This is a genomic window from Streptomyces mabaensis (assembly GCF_053763515.1).
Map to the genome: position 1 here is coordinate 139,680 of NZ_JBSOPZ010000018.1, position 20,494 is coordinate 160,173.

20 protein-coding genes, 2 pseudogenes and 1 riboswitch are annotated in these 20,494 nt (G+C 69.5%); of the genes and pseudogenes, 14 read left to right on the top strand and 8 right to left on the bottom strand.

What is annotated here, in order from left to right; genetic code table 11:
• The first annotated feature begins 60 nt into the window (after positions 1 to 60).
• The 3 genes from ACWV17_RS18270 to ACWV17_RS18280 all read left to right on the top strand — a co-directional run bounded on the left by ACWV17_RS18270 (position 61) and on the right by ACWV17_RS18280 (position 1,276).
• Entirely contained in the window at positions 61 to 381 is a 321-nt protein-coding gene (locus tag ACWV17_RS18270) for a DUF3618 domain-containing protein (protein ID WP_455353521.1), read from the top strand.
• A gap of 58 nt (positions 382 to 439) precedes the next feature.
• Positions 440 to 781 (top strand): GroES family chaperonin, encoded by a 342-nt coding sequence (locus ACWV17_RS18275; protein WP_455360571.1) that lies wholly within the window; start codon positions 440 to 442, stop codon positions 779 to 781.
• 74 nt (positions 782 to 855) lie between these two features.
• Positions 856 to 927, top strand: a riboswitch (guanidine-III (ykkC-III) riboswitch).
• 28 nt (positions 928 to 955) lie between these two features.
• Positions 956 to 1,276 carry a DMT family transporter gene (locus ACWV17_RS18280; protein ID WP_455353524.1) on the top strand — a complete coding sequence of 107 codons (321 nt, stop codon included), beginning with the start codon at positions 956 to 958 and terminating at the stop codon, positions 1,274 to 1,276.
• 18 nt (positions 1,277 to 1,294) lie between these two features.
• Here ACWV17_RS18280 and ACWV17_RS18285 read toward each other — a convergent pair whose 3' ends face one another.
• A complete protein-coding gene (locus ACWV17_RS18285; protein ID WP_455360572.1) occupies positions 1,295 to 3,799 on the bottom strand; it encodes a transglycosylase domain-containing protein in 2,505 nt (834 codons plus the stop codon).
• Between the two features lie 217 nt (positions 3,800 to 4,016).
• Here ACWV17_RS18285 and ACWV17_RS18290 point away from each other — a divergent pair, with 217 nt between their 5' ends.
• The 4 genes and pseudogenes from ACWV17_RS18290 to ACWV17_RS18305 form a co-directional block, all read left to right on the top strand.
• Positions 4,017 to 4,817: an ABC transporter permease gene (locus tag ACWV17_RS18290; protein WP_455353526.1), complete on the top strand. Its 801-nt coding sequence runs from the start codon at positions 4,017 to 4,019 to the stop codon at positions 4,815 to 4,817.
• Positions 4,818 to 4,917: 100 nt separating this feature from the next.
• A complete protein-coding gene (locus ACWV17_RS18295; protein ID WP_455360590.1) occupies positions 4,918 to 5,682 on the top strand; it encodes an ABC transporter permease in 765 nt (254 codons plus the stop codon).
• 12 nt (positions 5,683 to 5,694) lie between these two features.
• Complete coding sequence (locus tag ACWV17_RS18300; RefSeq protein ID WP_455360573.1) at positions 5,695 to 6,663, top strand: ABC transporter ATP-binding protein; 969 nt, start codon at positions 5,695 to 5,697, stop codon at positions 6,661 to 6,663.
• An 85-nt stretch (positions 6,664 to 6,748) separates the two neighbouring features.
• A pseudogene (locus ACWV17_RS18305) lies at positions 6,749 to 7,420 on the top strand (DUF1707 SHOCT-like domain-containing protein); the annotation flags it as partial.
• Between the two features lie 223 nt (positions 7,421 to 7,643).
• Here ACWV17_RS18305 and ACWV17_RS18310 read toward each other — a convergent pair.
• Entirely contained in the window at positions 7,644 to 8,942 is a 1,299-nt protein-coding gene (locus ACWV17_RS18310) for an SGNH/GDSL hydrolase family protein (RefSeq protein WP_455360574.1), read from the bottom strand.
• Between the two features lie 141 nt (positions 8,943 to 9,083).
• On the opposite strand from ACWV17_RS18310, the gene ACWV17_RS18315 reads away from it, so the two are divergent.
• Positions 9,084 to 10,391: a DUF445 domain-containing protein gene (locus ACWV17_RS18315; RefSeq protein ID WP_455353529.1), complete on the top strand. Its 1,308-nt coding sequence runs from the start codon at positions 9,084 to 9,086 to the stop codon at positions 10,389 to 10,391.
• 29 nt (positions 10,392 to 10,420) lie between these two features.
• Here ACWV17_RS18315 and ACWV17_RS18320 read toward each other — a convergent pair whose 3' ends face one another.
• On the bottom strand, positions 10,421 to 11,116 hold the full coding sequence (locus tag ACWV17_RS18320) for a nucleotidyltransferase domain-containing protein (RefSeq protein ID WP_455360575.1): 696 nt from the start codon (positions 11,114 to 11,116) through the stop codon (positions 10,421 to 10,423).
• Positions 11,117 to 11,300: 184 nt separating this feature from the next.
• Between ACWV17_RS18320 and ACWV17_RS18325 the strand changes: the two genes are divergently transcribed.
• A complete protein-coding gene (locus ACWV17_RS18325) occupies positions 11,301 to 11,837 on the top strand; it encodes a GNAT family N-acetyltransferase (protein ID WP_455353531.1) in 537 nt (178 codons plus the stop codon).
• Positions 11,838 to 11,888: 51 nt separating this feature from the next.
• Here the strand turns inward: ACWV17_RS18325 and ACWV17_RS18330 are convergent, their stop codons facing one another.
• On the bottom strand, positions 11,889 to 12,623 hold the full coding sequence (locus ACWV17_RS18330) for an excalibur calcium-binding domain-containing protein (RefSeq protein WP_455360576.1): 735 nt from the start codon (positions 12,621 to 12,623) through the stop codon (positions 11,889 to 11,891).
• 282 nt (positions 12,624 to 12,905) lie between these two features.
• Here ACWV17_RS18330 and ACWV17_RS18335 point away from each other — a divergent pair, with 282 nt between their 5' ends.
• Positions 12,906 to 13,880, top strand: coding sequence for a hypothetical protein (locus ACWV17_RS18335; RefSeq protein ID WP_455360577.1), 975 nt, complete (start codon positions 12,906 to 12,908; stop codon positions 13,878 to 13,880).
• A gap of 658 nt (positions 13,881 to 14,538) precedes the next feature.
• Positions 14,539 to 14,922 (top strand): VOC family protein, encoded by a 384-nt coding sequence (locus tag ACWV17_RS18340; RefSeq protein ID WP_455360578.1) that lies wholly within the window; start codon positions 14,539 to 14,541, stop codon positions 14,920 to 14,922.
• Between the two features lie 289 nt (positions 14,923 to 15,211).
• Here ACWV17_RS18340 and ACWV17_RS18345 read toward each other — a convergent pair whose 3' ends face one another.
• The 3 genes from ACWV17_RS18345 to ACWV17_RS18355 form a co-directional block, all read right to left on the bottom strand.
• Entirely contained in the window at positions 15,212 to 15,562 is a 351-nt protein-coding gene (locus ACWV17_RS18345; RefSeq protein WP_455360579.1) for an IS5 family transposase, read from the bottom strand.
• A gap of 339 nt (positions 15,563 to 15,901) precedes the next feature.
• A complete protein-coding gene (locus ACWV17_RS18350; protein WP_455360580.1) occupies positions 15,902 to 16,108 on the bottom strand; it encodes a DUF397 domain-containing protein in 207 nt (68 codons plus the stop codon).
• Complete coding sequence (locus tag ACWV17_RS18355) at positions 16,108 to 16,953, bottom strand: helix-turn-helix domain-containing protein (protein ID WP_455360591.1); 846 nt, start codon at positions 16,951 to 16,953, stop codon at positions 16,108 to 16,110. Before ACWV17_RS18355 ends, ACWV17_RS18350 begins: the two co-directional genes overlap by 1 nt.
• A gap of 221 nt (positions 16,954 to 17,174) precedes the next feature.
• Here ACWV17_RS18355 and ACWV17_RS18360 point away from each other — a divergent pair, with 221 nt between their 5' ends.
• Positions 17,175 to 17,810 carry an ATP-binding protein gene (locus ACWV17_RS18360; RefSeq protein ID WP_455360581.1) on the top strand — a complete coding sequence of 212 codons (636 nt, stop codon included), beginning with the start codon at positions 17,175 to 17,177 and terminating at the stop codon, positions 17,808 to 17,810.
• Between the two features lie 23 nt (positions 17,811 to 17,833).
• On the opposite strand, the gene ACWV17_RS18365 is transcribed toward ACWV17_RS18360, so the two are convergent.
• Positions 17,834 to 18,478 carry a hypothetical protein gene (locus ACWV17_RS18365; RefSeq protein WP_455360582.1) on the bottom strand — a complete coding sequence of 215 codons (645 nt, stop codon included), beginning with the start codon at positions 18,476 to 18,478 and terminating at the stop codon, positions 17,834 to 17,836.
• A 355-nt stretch (positions 18,479 to 18,833) separates the two neighbouring features.
• On the opposite strand from ACWV17_RS18365, the gene ACWV17_RS18370 reads away from it, so the two are divergent.
• Both ACWV17_RS18370 and ACWV17_RS18375 read left to right on the top strand, forming a co-directional pair.
• A complete protein-coding gene (locus ACWV17_RS18370; protein ID WP_455360583.1) occupies positions 18,834 to 19,517 on the top strand; it encodes a hypothetical protein in 684 nt (227 codons plus the stop codon).
• Between the two features lie 85 nt (positions 19,518 to 19,602).
• A pseudogene (locus ACWV17_RS18375) lies at positions 19,603 to 20,494 on the top strand (transcriptional regulator); the annotation flags it as partial.

A 20,494-nucleotide genomic window follows, 5' to 3' on the forward strand; every position in this document is an offset into this window, starting at 1 on the left:
CCGAAGCTGACAGACTGTCGAGCAAGGACCCACGAAACATACGACGACGGAGGCAGCGCGGTGTCGGATGCCAGGACCCCTGCGCAGATCGAGGCGGACATCATCCGCAGGCGCGACCAGCTTGCCGGGACGCTCGACGAGATCGGGATGCGCGTGCACCCCAGGACGATCATCGGGGACGCCAAGGCGAGAGTCGCTTCGACAGTGGACCAGACCGCGGGCCGTGCGTACGTCGCCGTGAACCGGTCCGTGACCGACGTGCGCGGAAAGCTCGTGTCGGCCGACGGCGTCCCGCGGCTGGAGCGGATCGTGCCGGTGGCGCTGGTGGTCGTGGGTGTCGTGGGGCTGCTCGCCTTCTCGGCCCGGCGCAGGCGGGGATGACCCCGGCCCTGAAGACCCTCCGGATTACGCCGGGCCTCCGGGCAGGTAGGTTCGTGGGGTGAGCGAGAACACCACCCACGACAAGCTGCCCATCCGGATGCTGCACGACCGAGTGCTGGTCCGGTCCGACACCCCCGAGGGCGAGCGGCGGTCGGGCGGCGGCATTCTGATCCCGGCGACGGCGGCGGTGGGCCGGCGGCTGGCCTGGGCCGGGGTGGTCGCGGTCGGCCAGAATGTACGGACCGTGGAGCCCGGGGACCGGGTGCTGTACGACCCGGAGGACCGCGCCGAGGTCGAGGTGCGGGGCGTGGCGTACGTACTGATGCGGGAGCGCGATCTGCACGCGGTGGCGGCGGAGCGGCTGGAGGGGTCGGAGGACTCGACCGGGTTGTACCTGTAGGCCGTACCTGGCGCTGGGCCGTACGTGGGTCCAGGCCGTACCTGGGGCTGGTGACCATCGTCACCGGCCCCTTTTGCTGCCCCTTTGCTACGGTTGGGGCAACCCGACGAGACGCGCCGTACCGGGATTCGCAAAGACGACGCACCCGTGTTTTCCCGTCTCGGAGGTGCCGTCATGGCCTGGGTTCTTCTCGTTGTCGCCGGTCTGCTCGAGGTCGGCTGGTCGATCGGTATGAAGTACACCGACGGGTTCACCCGTCTCTGGCCGAGTGTGTTCACCGGCCTCGGCATAGTCGCGAGCATGGTGCTGCTGTCCCACGCCGCGAAGACGCTGCCGATCGGTACGGCCTACGGCGTCTGGGTCGGTATCGGCGCGGCCGGTGCGGCCGTCCTCGGCATGGTGGTGCTGGGTGAGCCGGCCACCGCCGCGCGGATCTTCTTCGTCTGTCTGCTGCTGGTCGCCGTCGTGGGGCTGAAGGCGACCTCCGGGCACTGAGGGGTCAGGGGGCCGGGGTCACGGCCTCCGGGGGCGGGTGCCCTGGGCTCCGGTGGTGTCCGTGGCCGGCTCCTCGCCGGTCGTGCCCTCGCCGGTCGTGCCCTCGCCGGTGGCGCCATCGCCGGTCGTGCCACCGTCGGTCGTGCCGCCGGTGTCGGTGGTGCCGCCGTCCGTGGGGTCCCCGGTGGTGCCGCCGCCGTCCGTGCCTCCGCCGTCCGTCGTGCCCCCGGTCGCACCGCCGCCACCGTCGGTCGTACCGCCGCCGTCCGTCGTACCGCCGCCGTCGGCCGCGCCCCCGTCGGTCGTGCCGCCCTGCGACTGGCCGCCCTGCGTGGGGCCGCCCTGTGACTGCCCGCCCTGTGTCGCGCCGCCCTGGGTCCAGCCGCCCCCGTCTCCGCCCGGGGTCTCCGAGTCGCGTGGATCCTCGGTGTTCGGGTCCCGGTCGTCCCGGTCCCAGGCGTCCCTGTCCCAGTCACCCGGGATGCGGCTCTCGTCCCGGCCCCCGCCTCTTTGCAGGTCCAGGTCGAAGCTGACCGGATCGCTGCCCTCCAGCGCGGCCTTCGTGTACTCGGCCCAGATCCGCGCCGGGAAGCCGCCGCCGTTGATACGGGCCTCGCCCAGCGTTCCGTACAGCGGTAGGAGTTTGCCGGTGTCCGGGTCCTGGCCCATCACCGCGACGACCGTCGCGAGGTCGGGGGTGTAGCCGGCGAACCAGGCGGCGCGGTCCTCCTCCGCGGTGCCGGTCTTGCCCGCGACCGGGCGGCCGGCCGCGAGGGCGGCGGTGCCGGTGCCGTTCCGGACGACGGTCCGCAGGATGGAGGTGGTGGTGTCGGCGGCTTCCCGCGTCACCACGCGCACGCTGTCCTGCGGGGGGAGTTCGAGGGCGGTGCCGTCCTTGGTGATCTTCTCGACCATGGTGTAGCTGACGCGTTCGCCGTGGTTGGCCAGGGTGGCGTACGCCTGGGTCATGTCGAGGACGCTGGCCTGTGCCGTACCGAGCGCGATGGAGGGGACGGCGTCCATGGCCGGGGTGTCCTCGGGGATGCCGAGGTCGACGGCGGTCTGCTCGACCCTGCCGGGGCCGACGTCGACAGCCATCTGCGCGTAGACGGAGTTGACGGATTTGTCGGTGGCGGTGCGGACGGTGATCGGCCCGTACGAGACGTCGTCCTCGTTCGCCGGGGCGTAGCCGACGCGGCCGTCCGGGCCCTGTACGGGACGCTTGTTGGTGCCGTCGTAGACGGTGCTGGGGGTGATCCGCCGGCCGTCCTGGGTCGAGGAGCGGTTCTCGACGGCGGAGGTGAAGACGAACGGCTTGAAGGTGGAGCCGACCTGATAGTCGCGGCGGGTGGCGTTGTTGACGTACTGCCGGGTGTAGTCGAAGCCGCCGTACATGGCGACGACCTTGCCGGTCTCCGGGTCGATGGAGGTGCCGCCGGCCCGGACGATGCGGTCCTTCTTGCGGTCCTTGTCGATGGAACTGACGAGTTCCTCGTCGACGGCTTCGACGAGGGCGTTCTGCCGCTCCTTGTCGATGGTGGTGGTGATGCGGTAGCCGCCGGCGGCGAGTGTCTTCTCGTCGATAATGCCGTGGGTGGTCAGGTAGTCCTCGACGGCCTCGACGAGGTAGCCGCGCTGTCCCGACATGCCGGAGGCGGCCTTGGCCGTGCGGGGGGTGGGGAACTTCATCGCGGCGCGGTCGGCGGGGGTGAGCCACTTCTCCTTGACCATGCCGTCGAGCACGTAGTTCCAGCGGCTGACGGCCTTGGCCTTGTTCTGGGGGTGGGTGACGACGTCGTACGCGCTGGGGGCGTTGAGGAGCGCCGCGAGGTAGGCACCCTCGGCGGTGGTGAGCTTGCCGGCGTCCTTGCCGTAGTACGCCTGGGCAGCGGCCTGGATGCCGTAGGCGTTGCGGCCGAAGTAACTGGTGTTCAGGTACCCCTCGAGGATGGAGTCCTTGCTCTCCTCGCGGCCGAGTTTGACCGCGATGAAGAACTCCTTGGTCTTGCGGGTGACGGTCTGTTCCTGGCCGAGGTAGTAGTTCTTGACGTACTGCTGGGTGATGGTGGAGCCGGACTGCTTGCCCTTGCCGGTGACGGTGTTCCAGGCGGCGCGGATCATCGCCTGGGGGTCGACGGCCCGTTCGGAGTAGAAGTCGCGGTCCTCCGCGGAGAGCACGGCCTGCTGGACGGTCCTGGGCACCTGGGCGAGTTCGATGTTCTGCCGGTTGACCTCGCCGTCGCGGGCGAGTGGGGAGCCGTCGGAGTAGAGGTAGACGTTGTTCTGGGCGGTGGCGGCGGCGTTGGCGGGCGGGATGGTGACGAGCAGGTAGCCGAGGACGAGACCGCCGCTGAGGAGGAGCGCGAGCATCAGGAAGGTGCCGAGGATCGTCCGCCAGGTGGGGAGGAGGCGGCGGAGGCCGGTGCGCCTGGGGCGCGGCTGCTTTCCCGCGGGGGACTCGGCCGGCGCGGGCGCGCCAGGGTCCCGGGCGGTCCAGCCTTCCTGGTGCTGCTCGTCGCTCATGTCTGTAGTGACTCCTCGGTCGCGGCCGGAGGTTCACTCTCCGGAGGCAACGGTGTCGTAACGGGCGATTCGCCGCGGTGCGCTCGTTACACACTGTCGCATGTGGATCAGCGGTTATTCGGTCGCGGCGTTCCGGTCCGCTGGGCTAGGGTCGTGCGCTTTGGTGCCGGGCGGCGCCGGGGCGGTGCCGGGCGGTTCTGTGGCGGAGGGGGGCGGCATGCGCGTGTACGCGGTCGTCGCCGCGGGCGGTTTCCGGCGTTACGCGACCTACGGGACGGCGACGGCGGCCGGGGTGTTCACGAACACCGTGTTCGGCTTCATCCTGGCGTACACGTTCATCGCCCTCTGGGACGAGCGGCCGGGGCTGGGCGGCTACGACCAGGCGCAGGCGCTGACGTTCGTCTGGGTGAGCCAGGGGCTGCTGTCGGCGGCGGCGCTGATCGGCGGCGGTTTCCACGAGGAGTTGCAGGAGCGGATCCGTACCGGCGACATCGCGGTGGACCTGTACCGGCCGGCGGACCTGCAGTTGTGGTGGCTGGCGAGCGATCTGGGGCGGGCGGCGTTCCAGCTGCTGGGGCGCGGTGTGGTGCCGCTCGCCGCGGGGGCGGTGTGCTTCCACCTCGCGCTTCCTTCCGACCCGGTGGTGTGGCTGCTGTTCCTGGTGTCCGTGTGGCTGGGGATCGTGGTCAGTTTCGCGGTCCGCTTTCTGGTGGGGCTGTGCGCGTTCTGGTTGCTGGACGGAGCCGGCGTGAACATGATCGCTCTTCTCTTGTCCATCTTCTTCTCCGGCATGCTTCTGCCGCTGACGGTCTTCCCGGGCGCGTTCGGCGAGCTGGCCCGGGCCCTGCCGTGGGCGGCGATGCTCCAGGTGCCGATGGATGTGCTGCTGGGCAGGCACACCGGCTGGGCGGTGGCGGGCGCGCTGGGCTTCCAACTGGCCTGGGGGCTCGCGCTGCTGGGCGCCGGTCGGCTGCTCCAGGCCGTGGCGACGCGGAAGGTGGTGGTCCAGGGTGGCTGACGGGCTCGGTGGGGGCCAGGGCAGGGGTGACGGGCTCAGGCCTGACCGCCTCCGGGAGACGGCGGCCACGGCCGTACGCGGCTACTGCCTGATCGTCGCGATGTGGGTGCGCTCGACCATGGCGTACCGGGCGTCCTTCGCGCTCAACGCCTTCGGCAACTTCGCCGCGAGCGGCCTGGACTTCGTCGCGATCCTCATCATGTTCCGGCACACCGAGGTGCTGGGCGGGTTCTCGCTGGCCGAGGTCGCCCTGCTGTACGGGGCCTGCTCGACCTCGCTGGGCCTGGCGGATCTCGTACTCGGCAACACCGACCGGGTCGGCGCCCGCATCCGCGACGGCTCGCTCGACACCCTGCTGGTGCGGCCCGTCCCGGTGTTCGCGCAGGTCGCCGCCGACCGGTTCGCGCTGCGCCGGATGGGGCGGGTCAGCCAGGGCCTGTTCGTGCTGGGGTGGGGGCTTGCGTCGGTGGACGTGGCGTGGTCACCGCTGAAGGTGGTGCTGGTTCCGGTGATGGTGCTGGGCGGGGCCGTGATCTTCTCCGCGGTGTTCGTCGCCGGTGCGGCGTTCCAGTTCGCGGCGAGTGACGCGGCGGAGGTGACGAACTCCTTCACGTACGGCGGCAACACGATGCTCCAGTATCCGCCGACCATCTTCGCCAAGGAGCTGGTGCGCGGGGTGGTCTTCGTCGTCCCGCTGGCCTTCGTCAACTGGCTGCCCGCGCTCTACATCCTGGGCCGTCCCGACGTGCTGGGCCTGCCGTCCTGGTCGGCGTTCCTGAGCCCGCTGGTCGCGCTTGCGGCTGTCCTGCTGGCCTCCCTCGCGTGGCGGGCGGGCCTGCGTTCGTATCGGAGTACGGGAAGCTGAGGGCGGTCCGGGATGACGGGTTTGACGGGTTTCATCGAGCTGGAGGGCGTCGAGAAGGTCTTCGACGTACGGCGCAGGACCGGTTTCCTGCGCCGCGAGAAGCAGCAGGTGCGGGCGGTGGACGGGATCTCCTTCGAGAGCGGCGAGATGGTGGGGTACATCGGGCCGAACGGCGCGGGCAAGTCCACCACGATCAAGATGCTGACGGGCATTCTGACGCCGAGCGGCGGCCGGCTGCGGGTGGCGGGCATCGACCCTTCCCGGGAGCGTACGAGGCTGGCGCACCGTATCGGGGTGGTCTTCGGGCAGCGCACCACCCTGTGGTGGGACCTGCCGCTGATCGACTCGTACAAGCTGATGCACCGGATGTACCGGATTCCGCGCGTCCGCTACCGGGAGAACCTCGACCGCTGTGTCGAACTCCTCGACCTGGCCGAGCTGCTGGAGGTCCCGGTACGGCAGCTCTCGCTGGGCCAGCGCATGCGCGGCGACATCGCGGCGGCCCTGCTGCACGATCCGGAGGTGCTGTACCTCGACGAGCCGACCATCGGGCTGGATGTGATCAGCAAGGCGAAAGTGCGGGGCTTCCTGCGGCAGCTGAACACGGAGCGCGCCACGACCGTGCTGCTGACGACCCATGACCTGACCGACATCGAGCAGCTCTGCAAGCGGGTGATGGTCATCGACCACGGGCGGCTGATGTACGACGGGGCGCTGGCGGGGCTGCACGAGGTGGGGGAGAGCGAGCGGACGCTCGTCGTCGACCTGGAGCGCGAGCTGCCGGCGATCGAGGTGGACGGGGCCCGCACGGTCCGGGTGGAGGGGCCGCGGCAGTGGCTGGCGTTCCCGGCCTCGGCGTCGGCGGCGCCGCTGGTGGCGGCGGTCGCGGCGGAGTATCCGCTGCTGGATCTGTCGGTGCGGGAGCCGGACATCGAGGACGTGATCGCGAAGATGTACGCGGAGCGGTCGGGCGGCGGGTGACGCGGCCTGCGGGACTCTGGCTGCCGGAGTGGGGCTGGGGGACTCGGGCTGCAGGCGAACACGCTTTCTTAATAGGCTGTTGGCCATGACTGACGAGCAGCTTCCCGAACTGCGGGCATCGGACGCCGACCGGGAACGGGTCGCGGAGCGGCTCAGGGACGCCCTCGCCGAGGGGCGGCTCGACATGGCGGAGTTCGAGGAGCGGCTGGAGGCGACGTACACGTCCCGTACGTACGCCGAGCTGGAGCCGATCACCCGCGATCTGCCGGCCGCCGGGAGCGTGGGGGCGGTCGCCCCCGGGGTCGCCACGGGCGGCTGGGGCGAACGCATCGGCGGGCAGGGCACCTCGAAGGGCGCCGTCGCGATCATGGGCGGCTTCCAGCGCAAGGGGCACTGGACCGTGCCGCGCCGCTTCACCTCCTTCGCGCTGTGGGGCGGCGGGGTGATCGATCTGCGGGAGGCGCGGTTCTCCGAGCGCGAGGTGGTGATCAACTGCATCGCGATCATGGGCGGTATGCAGGTGATCGTCCCGCCGGGGGTCGAGGTGAACACCCGCGGCTTCGGCCTGATGGGCGGCTTCGACCAGCGCGAGGCGGGGGAGCCGGGCGAACCCGGCGCGCCGCGCGTGGTGGTCACCGGCTTCGCGCTGTGGGGCGGGGTCGGGGTGGAGCGGAAGCTGACCAGGGCGGAGAAGCAGCGGATCAAGGAGGAGCGCCGCCAGCAGAAGCTGGACAGGCGCAACGGCCGCAAAGAGCTGGGCTGACGGAGGGGCGGGCGAGGAGCCGGCCCGACCGAGGGAACCCCGCTGACGGTCGTGGGCCGAAGGAACCCGGCTGTCGGGCCGACCGGCCGGGGGAACTCGGCTGACGGCCGGGCGGCCGGAAGGCACGCGCCCTGCCCCGCGCACGCCCTACCCCGCGCCCGCCCGGCGCCCCACGCCCACCCCACCCCACCCCGCGCCCGCCCCAGGGCGCCCCGCGTCAGCCCAGCAGCGTGAGGTCGAACGCCCGGGCCATCGCCCGGTAGCCGGCGTCGCTCGGGTGCAGGTGGTCGCCCGAGTCGTACCCGGGACGCAGCCGGTCCGGCGCGTACGGGTCGCGCAGCGCGCGGTCGAAGTCGACGACCGCGTCGAAGACACCGCCGGCCCGGATCGTGGCGTTGACGCTGCGGCGGACGGCGTCCCGTTCGGCCGTGTGACCGCGGTGCCCGCCGAACGGCATCACCGTCGCGCCGATCACCGGCAGCCCCCGCGCGTGCGCCCGCCGGGTCAGCTCGCGCAGGCCGTCCGTGATCTGGGCGGCATCGGTCTGCTGCGGGGTCCCGAGGATGTCGTTCACGCCGATCGCGACGACGACGGCCCGTACCCCCGCGCGCGACAGCACGTCGCGGTCGAAGCGGGACAGGGCGCTGGGGTTGGCGGCGTCGGTGAGCAGCCGGTTCCGGCTGATGCCCTGGTTGAGGACGCCGAGGTGCGGGGCGCCGCGTGAGGTGCGCAGCCGGCCGGCGAGGACGTCGGGCCACCGGCGGTTGGTGTCGAGGGTGGATGACGAGCCGTCGGTGATGGAGTCGCCGAGGACGACGACCGCGCCCCGGGCCTGGTCGCTCAGTACGTCGACGGCGGTCAGGTGCCGCCAGCTGAGGGTCCGTTCGGTGTACGCCCGGCCGCCGGTGTCCCGCGTATGGTCGCCGGCCGCCGCGTACGAGGTCTGGCGGGCCCGCGGGTGGTACGTGACGGGGCCGGCCGGGGCCGCCGACGGGGGCGCGTAGGTGCTGACCAGTACGTCGGCGTCGGCCGGCACCGGCAGTTCGGCGGCGTCGCTGGTGATCTCGCCGCCCGCCGGGATGGTGACGGCGGGGGAGCCGCCGAAGGTCAGCGCGCGCAGGGTGCTGGGCGCGGCGGCGGGTCTCTTGCGGTGGACGGCGGGGTGCTGGGCGGCGGCCAGGGCGACCGAGGCGTGGGAGATGTGCAGCGGCCCGACGCCGAAGAGGTTCGAGAGGGTGACGCGGACCTGGCTGCCGCCGATGCTCGTGTGGACGACGTTGCGGAACGTACGCCCGGCGTGGCCCGTCCCGCGCGTCCCCGGCTCGGCGGCGGCCGGGGACGCGGACCAGGTGCCGATCCAGAGAGCGCGCGGCTGGCCGGCGGTGCCGGTCCGGCTGCCCGACGCGTCGGAGACGCTGGCGACGCCCAGGAACACCCCGGCCGAGACGAGTGCGGCCACGGTCAGCATCGTGGCGAGCACGACATGACCTCGGCGTCTGCTGCGTCGCTTCCTCATCCGCGGGGTACCTCCTCATACCGGGCTGTTCGGCGGGGAAGACGTCGGGAACTCGTGGCGCGTTCCAGGAGTCGGTCAGGTAAGGACAATGCGTACGAGGCGTACGAGGGGCGACGGGGACGGGTGGAGCGGATGGAGCGTATGAAATCGGTAGAAGCGGACATCGGGCAGTCTCCCCCGCTCGGCGCTTTCTCATACAGCCCCGCCGACGAGGAGAAGTTCCGCGGCGTGCGCCGGATGAAGACGACGGCGACCGGGCTCCTGCTCCTGGTCGCGCTGGTGTACGTACTGGCCAAGTGGGCGCAGAGCCAGGGCGCCGGCGGCTGGACGGGCTATGTGGCCGCGGCGGCGGAGGCGGGCATGGTCGGCGCGATGGCCGACTGGTTCGCGGTCACCGCGCTGTTCCGGCACCCGCTGGGCGTGCCCATCCCGCACACCGCGATCATCCCGACCAAGAAGGACCAGCTGGGCGTCACGCTGGGCGGCTTCGTCGGGGAGAACTTCCTCTCCTCCGACGTCGTACGGGCCCGGCTGCGCACCATCGGCATCGGCGGCCGGCTCGGCGCCTGGCTGGCGGAGCCGGCGCACGCCGACCGGGTGACGGCGGAGCTGTCGACGGCGCTGCGCGGCGCGCTGACCGTGCTGCGCGACGCGGACGTCCAGGCGGTGGTCGGCGAGGCCATCAACCGGCGGGCGGACGCCGTCGAGATCGCGCCGGGCATCGGAAAGACGCTGGAGGGGATCGTCGCGGACGGCGGCCACCGCAGGGTGGTGGACCTGGTGTGCGTACGGGCGTACGACTGGCTGATCCTGCACGGCGACTCCGTGATGGACGCGGTGCAGGGCGGGGCGCCCGGCTGGACGCCGCGCTTCGTCGACCGGAAGGTCGGTGAGCGTGTCTACAAGGAGCTGCTGCGCTTCCTCGGCGAGATGCGGGACATGCCGGAGCATCCGGCGCGCGCGGCGGTGGACCGTTTTCTGGCGGACTTCGCCGTGGACCTCCAGTCGGACACGGACACCCGGCAGCGGGTGGAGCGGCTCAAGTCCGAGATTCTGGGCCGCGGCGAGGTGCAGGACGTGATCGCGTCCGCCTGGTCGTCCGTACGGGCGATGATCATCTCGGCGGCGGAGGACGAGCAGAGCGAGCTGCGGATGCGGGTGCGGGCGTCGCTGCTCTCCCTGGGGGCGCGGCTGGCGACGGACGGCCGGCTCCAGTCGAAGGTCGACGGGTGGGTGGAGGGCGCCGCGGTGTACGTGGTGACGACGTACCGGGACGAGATCACGTCCCTGATCACGGACACGGTGGCGGGCTGGGACGCGGAGCACACCTCGCGCAAGATCGAGGCGCACATCGGGCGGGACCTGCAGTTCATCCGGATCAACGGCACGGTGGTGGGCGCGCTGGTCGGGCTGCTGATCTACACGGTGTCGCGGGCGCTGGGCGGGTAGGGGGCGCGGTCGGAGTGGTAGGTGCCGTCTCAGGGGGTGTAGTGCGCGGCCCGCACCCGGCGCAGCCACGCCTCCGCGGGCGCCTCGTCCGGCTGCTCGGGCAGCACGCTCTTCGTCTCTTCGAAGAGCCGCTCGAACCGTTTCAGCATCGGCAGCGCGACCATCGCGTCGGCCGCGACGTCCTCACCGAACTGGTGGTACGCCTCCGGGTCGTCGACACGGATGTTCAGCTCGCCGGTGGCGTACAGCTCGAACCCCTGATGGCACAGCCGACGCAGATGCCTGGCATGCTTCGCGGTCCGCTTCCGGGTGTCCGCGGAGAACGATCCGTCGCCGCGGTCGTAGAGCCGTTTGAACTGTTGGGTGGCGTAGCCGAGGTAGGCGTCCCGGACGCGCGCCGCGGACAGCAGGCTGTCCCGGATGCCGATGAGTTCGTCGCCGAGCGGTGTGCGGACCTCGTAGAGCTCGGTGGGCAGCCAGACGAGTTCCATGACGGTGGGGTTGCCGCCGAGGGCGAGCCGGCACCACTTCGCTGCCTCGTGGAGGGTGCGGTCGGGGCCGGTGGTGACGTGGGAGGCGGCCGGCTGGTGCAGTCCGTGGAACGCCTCGGTGGGTGCGGCGAACAGACCGAGCCGGTCGATGTCGGACCCGGGCCTGGCCAGCCCGTAGGCGGTGGAGCCGACGATTCCCGAGAGCAGCACGTGCTGTTGAGCGGTCGCGGACATCGGCTCCTCCTTCTGCGGGTGCTGGCCCGGCTGAACGTACGACAGGAGGCCGTCGGTTCGAACCGCGGGCCGCACGAAAGTCGGATTTGCCTCACAACCTCCGTATCGGTAGACCATCCACCCAGAAGGCCAACTCCGCGTAGATTCTGGGGCAGAGGGAGACTGGAACCGAGGAGCCACCCACGTGATCTGCTACGGACCGACCGTCCTGGATCTGGCCGACGAGCTGGTCGAGGCGTACACCGAAGTCTTCTCCGCGCCGCCGTGGAACGAGGACGAAGAAACCATTCGCCACTTCGCCGCCCGCCTCCAGACGGACGCCCGGCGCCCCGGCTTCCGTACCGCCCTCGCGCAGTCCAGGTCCGGCATCGACGGGTTCGCGACGGCCTGGCTGACGAAGGACCCCTTCCCCGACGATCGGGCGTACGGCAAGGTCGCGGCCCAACTCGGCCCGCAGCGCACCAAGGAGCTCCTGCTCGGAGCCCTGGAGGTCGACGAACTGGCCGTCCGCCGGCACGCCCGCGCCCAGGGCACGGGCCGCGGCCTCCTCGCGGAACTGACGGCGGACGCCCCGGACGCCCGCGCCTGGCTCCTGACGGCCCGCAAGGCGAGAGCGACGGTGGCGACGTACCGCCGCCTGGGCTGGCACGAGGTGCCCCCGCTCCCGGGCACGGAGAACGAGGTCATCGTCTTCCTGGCACCGAACCACCCGTCGGCGTAGGGACGTGGCGGCGGGTGGTTCGGGCACCCCTACGGAGGGCGTCACCCGTCATCACTCGCAGGCGACACCGTCCCCGTCGCGGTCGAGGTGACGACCGTAGCCGGGGTCTCCGGAGCGGATGGGAGCGGCTCCGGCGGCGCGTACGGCGGTGCAGTTCTTGTAGTACGTACTGCCGCCCCCGCCGCCACTCCCGCTGCCCCCACTGCTCGACCCGCTGGACGTGGCCTTGGGTTTGGCCGGCGTGGGCTTGGGTGTGGGCTTGGGCTTCGGCGTGGGGGTGGGCTTCGGCGTTGGGGTTGGCTCGGCGACAGTGATCCGTACGACGGCGGTCCCCGCCAGCCCCGCCTGTCCCTTCACTGCCACCTTGTACGTGAACTCGTCCTCGCCGCCGTAGTCGGCGGTGGAGGTGTACGCGAGCGAGGTCCCGTCGACCACGGCCGTCCCGTTCACGGGCGGGGTGTCGACGGAGAGGGTCAGCCGGGCCGCGTCGTACTCGGCGAGCAGCCTGCCTGCCGAGCCGTCCTCGCGGTCCACCGAGTCGTTGTCCAGCGCGGCCACGAGGATCTTCTTCCCCGCGTCGGCGCTCTCCTCGTCGTCGACGAGCGCGAGCGCCCGCTCGGCGGTGGGCGCGGAGGACGTCGCCGCGGCCGTACTCGGCGTGACCGTGGCGCCCTTCGCATCCCTGGCCCCACTGCCGTCGCCGCCACCGCACCCGGCGAGCACCATCGCCAACACCGTGACTCCGGCCGATATCCCGGCCGGACCGCGCACCACTCTCGAAGACATGTGCCCCCCAAGGCATTTCCGTACAGCTGAGGGGGCGATGCTCGCAGCCCGGCGGGCGGCCCGGAGGGGGCATGACGGAAGGTATCGAAATTGTGATGAATGTGTGCGCGAAATGCAAAGAGCCGGATGCGCGCGGAGCGTCACCGGGCGGAGCGCAGGGCGCGACAGGATGGCGACGTACCGGCGGCCGGCCGGTCCGGGCGGCGTCGGCCGCAATCCGGCCGACTGTCACGGATCTTCGACAAGAGGGAGATTTCACCCACCGGCGGGCATGACCCACGCATGATCGACAGACTCGCACGCAGGCAGCTGAACCTCGCCACGTACCACCAGTTGAAGGGCACCGGCCTCGCGTCCGGCACGATCTCAGGCCGGATCAGACACGGCGGCCCCTGGCAACGCCTGCTGCCACGCGTCTACTTACTCCAGACCGGCCCTCCCAACCGCCGCCAACTGGTCCTGTCGGCGGTCCTCTACGCCGCAAGTCCCTCCGCGGACCCGCTCTCCGGCACGACGGCGGCACTGACGGGCGGCGCCGCCCTGGCGCTCTTCGGTGTACGGGGAGCGCCGGCCGCCCCCGTCGACGTACTGGTCCAGTCCCCGCGACGCGTGACGAGTACGTCGTACGTACGCGCCATCCCCACCAGCCGGTGGCCTCCGACCATCAGCCTGGACGGCATCCCGAGCACCCGCCCGATCCGCGCGGCGGCGGACTTCGCGGCGCGGGCGGTGGATGCGGACACAGCCCGCTCGGTACTGGCGAACGTCGTCCAGTCGGGCTGGTGCCACCCCGTCGACCTGCACGCCGAACTACGGTCGGCCCGCGCCCTCGGCAACCCGGTCGTGCGGGGCGCGGCTGCGGAACTGATCGCCGGCGTCCGCTCGATCGCGGAAGGCCAGGCGCGCGACGCGCTGAGCGACGCGAACGTCCCGGACCCGCTGTGGAACCCCCAACTCCTGACGCCCGAGGGACTCTTCCTCGCGACACCAGACGGTTACTGGCCGGAGGCGGGCGTGGTACTGGAGATCGACTCGGCGGAGTACCACTACAGCCGCGCCGACTGGCAGTCGACGGTACGCCGCCGCCTGCGCCTGGAGGCCCACGGCCTGCTGGTGGTGAGCGCGACCCCGGCAATGATCCGGGACATCCCGCAGGAGGTGATCGCGGCGATCAGGTCGATGCTGACCCTGGGCACCGCAAGGCGAGAGCCCCCACGGGTGACGGTCCGAGCCCAGTCGCAGGGACGACTGTGGTAACGGGGGCCGGGGGTGACGGCCGCCAGGAGCGAGATATGGACCGAAACCCGGGGCCGCCCGGTTTGTGAGTATGGCGGGCCGGGGCGGACCGTCAAGGGCGCTCCTTCGTCGCGTCGCTGCGCGATGGCCTCCGGCCACCCCTGACCGTCCGCCCCGTCCCGCTGGTGCAGATGAGTGTCGGGCGGCCCCGGGGAGCGGGGCCCCACCAGAGCCGGGACGCTGGCTGCGCTCTCGTCGGTGACCTCAGCCCGCCAGATGGGGCAAGACACGCGACCACTTCGGGGGCTGCGCGGCTCGGCTAAGCGACCGACGGCCGTCTGTTGGCCAACGACAACGCCCAATCCGAGGTGGATTGACACCAAGCGGCCGAGGGGGGCCGCAGGCGGGCCATAAACCCCGGCAAACCGGACAGGATTGAGGTGCGGCGGACCCCGCATGCCGCCTGATGTCGCCACACCTCGGCCAGACCGGCCTGACGGCCGCCCAGAGCCCCGTCCGGGCACTTCCGGACCTGCCACACTCACCAACGCCCAACGCCCCACCGGCCTGCGGCCGCTAAGGAGTGTATCGAAAGTGCTGCCAGGGGCCTGAGTTGTGTGCGCGAACGATGAGAGCCGCTCGGTGGCGTCTGGAGTGGAAGTCAGGAAGGCTGGGGCGCATGGTTTCGGTATTGCAGAACGTGGCAATTGATTGTGCGGATGCCTACGAGCTGGCCCGGTTCTGGAGCAGTGTGACGGGCCGTCCGATGCATCCGGATGTCAGACCGGGTGACCGGGAGACTCAGGTGCTGCTGACGGAGGGCCCAGTGCTGTACTTCAACCAGGTGCCCGAGGCTAAGACGATCAAGAATCGGATCCATCTGTGTTTGCGCCCTGAGACCTCGCGCGATCAGGAGGTGGATCGGCTGCTGGGGCTCGGTGCCACCTTTGTCGCTGATCACCGGAATCCTGATGGTTCAGGCTGGGCAATCCTTGCTGATCCCGAAGGCAACGAATTCTGCGTTCTGCGCAGTGAGTCCGACCGAGCCGCCATGAATTCCTGACGCTGACGCGCCGTCCTGGCCGGTTTCGTACGACAGCTGGTCGCAGCCACTCGTTGATACCCGCGACGAGAATGGTCGCTTCGTAGCGGACGTCGAGCTTGTCGTACCGGGTGGCCACCGCCCGGTGCCTCTTGAGGCGATTGATGCCGTATTCGATTGCGTGGCGAGGGACATGGGCTTTTGCCCCTGTTCGGCGGCCAGGTGCAGCTTGGTGGTCAGCCCTCCGCGAAGCGCCGAGCCCGTGGGCGGCCGACTCCGCCTGGACGCCGCCGGGCGGCTCCTTTTGCAGCTACCCCCTTCTCCGCGCCCCGGCGGCGGGCTGGTGCGCCCGGCACACCGTGGAGTCCACGCTGATGTCCCAGGTGATCAGGTGGTTGGCATCTGCTCGCGTCTGCAGCGCGGTGAAGATCCGCTGCCAGGTGCCGTCCCGCTGCCAGCGGCGGAACAGGTCGTACACCCGCCCCCACGGGCCGTACTCGGCGGGCAGGTCCCGCCAGGGGATGCCGGTACGCACCCGGAACCGGATCCCGTCGATCAACTGCCGCCGCGTCCATATCGGCGGCCGCCCCGGCTTCTTCCCCGCGGACAACAGCAGTTCCAGCACCACCCATTGCCCATCCGTCAGATCTCCACGCGACACGAATCAGAATCGTTGCAAACCAAGATGCACTTTCGATACACGCCTTAGGCCGGAGCCGGCCCATCCCGGGCCTGCCGCGCCCCGGAACCACCCACCGGCCTGCGGCCGGGGGCCGACCGGGACCAGCAGCCGGTGGATCCCCGGGGCCCCGCTCCGGGGGCCGCCCCCTCAACAAGCAGTAGCGGTGGAGGGACGGGAGTCCAGGGTGGCCGAAGGCCATCGCGCAGCGACGCGACCGCAGGGAGCGCCCTTGACGCCCGGCCCGGAGCCGCCATCATCACCAACCGGGCGGCCCCCCACCCGCACTTCTCGCCCCGGGGCACGCACGCCCCCGGCCCGCTACAACCTGCCGTCTCGAAGCGCCTCGACGAATCCGCCCCAAGAGGCCTCGCCAAAACGAAGGCGAGGGCCGCCCGGCCGCTTGGAGTCCCGTACCGCTGCCACGCCGGGCGTGAAGCGGGTCTCAACGCACTCGCTGTGCTCAGCCCCGCTGTACGACGACTTGAACCAAGCAGCACCTGCTATGGCCGATGAACCGGCGTGCATCACAGCTCCTCACGGACGCGTTCGATGATGGCTGAGGATGCAGCCATGTCCAACGCTTGTGCGCGAAGGTAGTCGAAGGCAAGCCTGTATCTGTCCAGCTCCTCGTCCTTCTCCATGAAGAGCGATCCAACGTGCGTGTCCACGTAGACGACATCTAGTGTCGGCTCGGCACCGCCAATGATCACAAAGCTGCCCATGGCGGCCGAATGCGCCCCCTTAGAGAAGGGCAGTACCTGCAGCGTGATGTGCGGTGAACCGTTCACTTCGAGGAGTCTGCTCAGCTGGTCGCGCATCACGTCTTGAGAGCCAACAACGCGGCGGATGACCGATTCATCCAAAATCGCCCACAGGTGTGGCGGCTTGTGCCGGGAAAGGATCTCCTGGCGCTTCATGCGGATGTCCACGAGGCGCTCGATCTCCTGCGGTGGCAGGCGCATCTCCGAGGCGTTCTGCACAGCCTCCGTGTAACCGCGGGTCTGCAGAAGGCCCGGCACATAGAGACAGTTGAAGTGATCTTCGCGAACAGCGTCGTCCTCAAGGGTGAGCAGGAGGTTCATGCTCTCGGGGAGTGAGTCGGCGATGGAGTTCCACCAGCCCTGCTCCTTCGCTCCCTTGGCCAGCGAGACGACAGCCTTTCGCTCCGCCTCGCTCGCTCCGTACTCGCGGCAGAGCGCATCCACGATGGGCCACTTCACGGGTCCTTCCTGCGTCTCGTACCGGCTGACGGTCGCCTTCGACACGCCGACGAGCCGACCGGCCTCCTCCAGCGTCATCCCCTTGCGGGCCCGCAGCTTGCGCATAGTCGCGCCGAGTTGGCGTCGGCGCGTTGTAGCCCTGGCTGACAGTGAAGGCCACCTCCCCTGGTTGCTTGACCGCGTGTCGCGTTAGCGCCAATGAGGCTAGCTCTGACGGGACTTGAGGTACCAGCAGATTCACTCGGTCGAGTTTGGTGAGAAGTTACACGAAGAGACTTCTCGCTGCCATACTCGCAGGCGAAACCTCACGCAGTGCAGCCGTACGGACACGGCGGGCGCAGCGCTGTCGTGGAGCAGGAGGGAGGCTGGTCATGTCCAGCTATGAAGACACCGTTCCTCAACTCCGATGTGTTCTGCCCTTCGAAGCAGTGCCAAGCGAGCTATGCGCCATACGGCGGGCGGTCAGCGCGCAGCTTGTGCGCTGGGGCCTGCCGGCCCTCGCGCATGAGGCCGAGCTGGTGGTCACCGAGCTCGCCACCAACGTGATCAAGCACGTCGGAGAGGGTGTGACTGCAACGCTCGTTATGGAGCCCTCCGGTAGCCGGCTACGGATCGAGCTCCACGACAAGAGCCATCGGCTGCCGGCACCCGGACTGCGGGGATGCCACGAGGAAGAGTGCGGCCGCGGGCTCCATCTCGTGTCAGAGATGGCTACGGACTGGGGGACTCTCCTCACGGCGACCGGCAAAGCCGTCTGGTGCGAGCTGGCCTCGGACCAGGGGCAGGAGTGCCTTCGAGTGCAGCGCGCGGAAACAGCCTTGGAGCGGTACCGCCGCGACACTGGGACCCCGGTACTGCGGGAGGCCCGAGCTTCAATGGTCTTGGAGGACTCGGCCACCGACCTCATCGCGGATCTTCTTCACTGGGTCGCCGCCCAGGGCGGCGACCCAGATGGTCTGCTCGACCGGGCGCAGATGCACTACGAGGCCGAATCGGAAGCGGCTTGATGCAGAGCCGGCTACTACGGAAGTCAGTCCGCGATCTGAGTAGCGGCGGCAAGGATGAGGCTGACGTCCTCATGCCTTCCGGCTCGCTGCAGAGCTGCAGTGATGTTCAGGACTGCTTGCTTGTCCGCGCGCTCGCCGGCGTTGGTAAGTACCGTCTCGGCGGCCTCATCAAGCCCTGCTGAGCGGCAAGAGGTGACGACGTTCAGGACTTCACTCGCGGAGAGTGACATTCCTGCACGCCACAGGAGGACGTTCGCGTCGCGCTTCCTGCCTGTGGAGAGGTAGTGAGTGACGACGCCGAGCTCAGTCCACGTCACATCCGCCTGGGCTTTGGGGTGCCGGTCCCCCTCCTTCTGGGGGACCGGCACCTTCGTCTGTGACGACAGCGTCCCATTCGCACGAACACGGAGCTTCGGAGAGGCCGGCGATTCAGGATCTGCCGGTGGATCCGCTTCAGGCTGTGCGGGCGGCTGGCCGCCGTGGCGACAGCATGGGCAGTGCCTTACGAGTGCGTGTCTGCGCAAGTCCTGCAAGTTGTCGAGCAGGTGCGGCAGGCCAAGGCCCCTGGAGGCTGCATCTTCCTCGACAACCTTGTAGAAGCTTTGGAGGAGCTGCTCTTCGGGGATGCGGCCGCCGTTGAGGTGGTTCGAGAGGGTGGTGGATGCCACGTGCGCGTCACGGGCTATCGCGGCCTGGGTGCGTGGACTGCACTCCCGGATCTCACGCAGTGCCGCAACCAGCGCCCGGTGGGCCGTGGAGATGCTGGTCGGCAGTTCTTTCCACGACCTCGTTCTAGGCGGCACCGCAGCTCCGAATCATCTCTAGGAAGGCGCGTTCCCTTGAGTGTGCGGCAAGGACAGATACCGCAGAAGACAGGCAAGTTTTCATCTGGCCTCGAAACCCGGCTGAGACTGGTGCTTTGGCAGTCACCGGGCAAAGCTGGAGCATCCGCTGGAGCCGCTTGTCGGGGGATCCTCAGGCTTCGCGGCGGACTCCTGTCGACCTGGCTGAGGGGAACGCGTGATGACTCTGCCGTCTTGGACGGATGAGAAGTTCGGCACCATGAAGCGCGCCGCACTGTGGCTCGTAACGGTGGTCGGGGAGGGAAACGTCTTCACCAAGGAAGACGTCAAGTCAGCGTTTCCTGGGATCAGCCAGGCCGACCGCCGGGTGCGTGACCTGCGTGATCACGGCTGGCGTATCGATACTCACCGCGAAGACCTGACCCTGGGGCAGCACGAGCAGCGGTTCGTCACGCAGGGCATGCCGGTCTGGGAGCCGGGCAAGGCCAGCAAGACGGGGACGGCCATTTCTCAGACTCAGCGCCGCGAGGTACTGGCCAAGGATGGCCATCACTGCCGGTCGTGCGGCATCGCGCCTGGTGAGGCGTATGCCGGCTCGTACGAATCCGCTCAGCTCGACATTGCCCGGCGCACCGTCAAGCAGTCGGATGGCAGCAGCACGGTGGAGCTTGTGGCGGAGTGCAATCGCTGTCGTGTGGGAGGCCGTGGTCAGGATGCTGACTTGGGTGCTGTGCTTGCCGGCATTGCCAAACTCGGTGGCCTTGAGCGGAAAATGCTGACGGAGTGGGTTGCCGACGACCGGCGAGAGTTCGGGGCAGTGGAACGCCTCTGGGCCGACTACCGCACGCTGCCGGCGGAGTCGAGGGCCAAGGTCCGCGCCGCCCTCTCGTTGCCCGATGCCTGATCAAGCCATGCTGGACGGCCGGCTGCTTGATGGCGGCCCCGGCCATGCACGCCGAGAAGCAAATGTATCCGGAGGAGAACGCAGTATGAGCAAGGACTTTGGCCGGCCACCGCTCGCCGCCGAGAATCAGGATCTGGTCGATCAGCGCCTCAAGGACGCCCTCACAGGAACTGGGCTACAGGAGACTCTGACTGTCGAGTGGCGCACAAGTCCCTTGGTTGTCCAAGTCATCGACATGCCGGTGGAGTCGCTCTACTACAACCCTGGCACGCACCGTATCCGTGCTCAGCGCAGTTTCGATCCCGAGCGTGATCAGCTGCTCGATGAAGACCCGTGGAGTGAGAAGAGTCAGGACTACCTGCAGTACTTGCTTCAGGCCGAGCCTTCCGACCCGGCTAAGCGGGACAAGGAGTTTGAGAAACTCAAGGAGAGTCTCAAGGATTTTCGTCAGAACGAGCCCGGCCTCATCACCCGCGAGGGCATTCTCGTCAACGGCAACACACGGGCGGCGGCACTCAGGGAACTCGGCGTCCCGTACATCCGGGTAGCCGTGCTTCCGGAGTCCTGCACGTGGGCGGATATCAATACGGTTGAGCTGTCCCTGCAGCTGAGGCACGACACCCGCCGCGAGTACTCGTACATCAACCGTCTGCTGACCATCGATGAACAAGTGTCCATGGGTCGACAACTATCGGATGTCGCACGGGAGTTCCGGATCCGCACGTCGACGGCCGAGCAGGATCTCTGGGTCCTGTCCTGCCTTCGTGATCTGGCCGAGCGGTCCAGGACAGGGCAGGCAGAGCTCCGCCTGCTGGACTTCGAGGACGCCCAGGAGAAGCTGCGCGAAGTGCACCGCGCCTACGGCAAAGAGTCCAGGGTCAACAGGGAGAAGGCGGATCTGTGTCGGCGTACGGCCTTAGCTCCCCAGTTGTGTACAGACGAACGTCCCCAGACGTCAGGCCACTTCGGTCTCTCGC

What these genes read in the sequence shown, in the direction of transcription:
- ACWV17_RS18280 (WP_455353524.1), top strand. Translation starts at nt 956, where the DNA reads ATGGCCTGGGTTCTTCTCGTTGTCGCCGGTCTGCTCGAGGTCGGCTGG.
- ACWV17_RS18285 (WP_455360572.1), bottom strand. Translation starts at nt 3,799, where the DNA reads ATGAGCGACGAGCAGCACCAGGAAGGCTGGACCGCCCGGGACCCTGGC.
- ACWV17_RS18290 (WP_455353526.1), top strand. Translation starts at nt 4,017, where the DNA reads ATGCGCGTGTACGCGGTCGTCGCCGCGGGCGGTTTCCGGCGTTACGCG.
- ACWV17_RS18295 (WP_455360590.1), top strand. Translation starts at nt 4,918, where the DNA reads ATGTGGGTGCGCTCGACCATGGCGTACCGGGCGTCCTTCGCGCTCAAC.
- ACWV17_RS18300 (WP_455360573.1), top strand. Translation starts at nt 5,695, where the DNA reads ATGACGGGTTTGACGGGTTTCATCGAGCTGGAGGGCGTCGAGAAGGTC.
- ACWV17_RS18310 (WP_455360574.1), bottom strand. Translation starts at nt 8,942, where the DNA reads ATGAGGAAGCGACGCAGCAGACGCCGAGGTCATGTCGTGCTCGCCACG.
- ACWV17_RS18315 (WP_455353529.1), top strand. Translation starts at nt 9,084, where the DNA reads ATGAAATCGGTAGAAGCGGACATCGGGCAGTCTCCCCCGCTCGGCGCT.
- ACWV17_RS18320 (WP_455360575.1), bottom strand. Translation starts at nt 11,116, where the DNA reads ATGTCCGCGACCGCTCAACAGCACGTGCTGCTCTCGGGAATCGTCGGC.
- ACWV17_RS18330 (WP_455360576.1), bottom strand. Translation starts at nt 12,623, where the DNA reads ATGTCTTCGAGAGTGGTGCGCGGTCCGGCCGGGATATCGGCCGGAGTC.
- ACWV17_RS18335 (WP_455360577.1), top strand. Translation starts at nt 12,906, where the DNA reads ATGATCGACAGACTCGCACGCAGGCAGCTGAACCTCGCCACGTACCAC.
- ACWV17_RS18340 (WP_455360578.1), top strand. Translation starts at nt 14,539, where the DNA reads ATGGTTTCGGTATTGCAGAACGTGGCAATTGATTGTGCGGATGCCTAC.
- ACWV17_RS18350 (WP_455360580.1), bottom strand. Translation starts at nt 16,108, where the DNA reads ATGCACGCCGGTTCATCGGCCATAGCAGGTGCTGCTTGGTTCAAGTCG.
- ACWV17_RS18360 (WP_455360581.1), top strand. Translation starts at nt 17,175, where the DNA reads ATGTCCAGCTATGAAGACACCGTTCCTCAACTCCGATGTGTTCTGCCC.
- ACWV17_RS18370 (WP_455360583.1), top strand. Translation starts at nt 18,834, where the DNA reads ATGACTCTGCCGTCTTGGACGGATGAGAAGTTCGGCACCATGAAGCGC.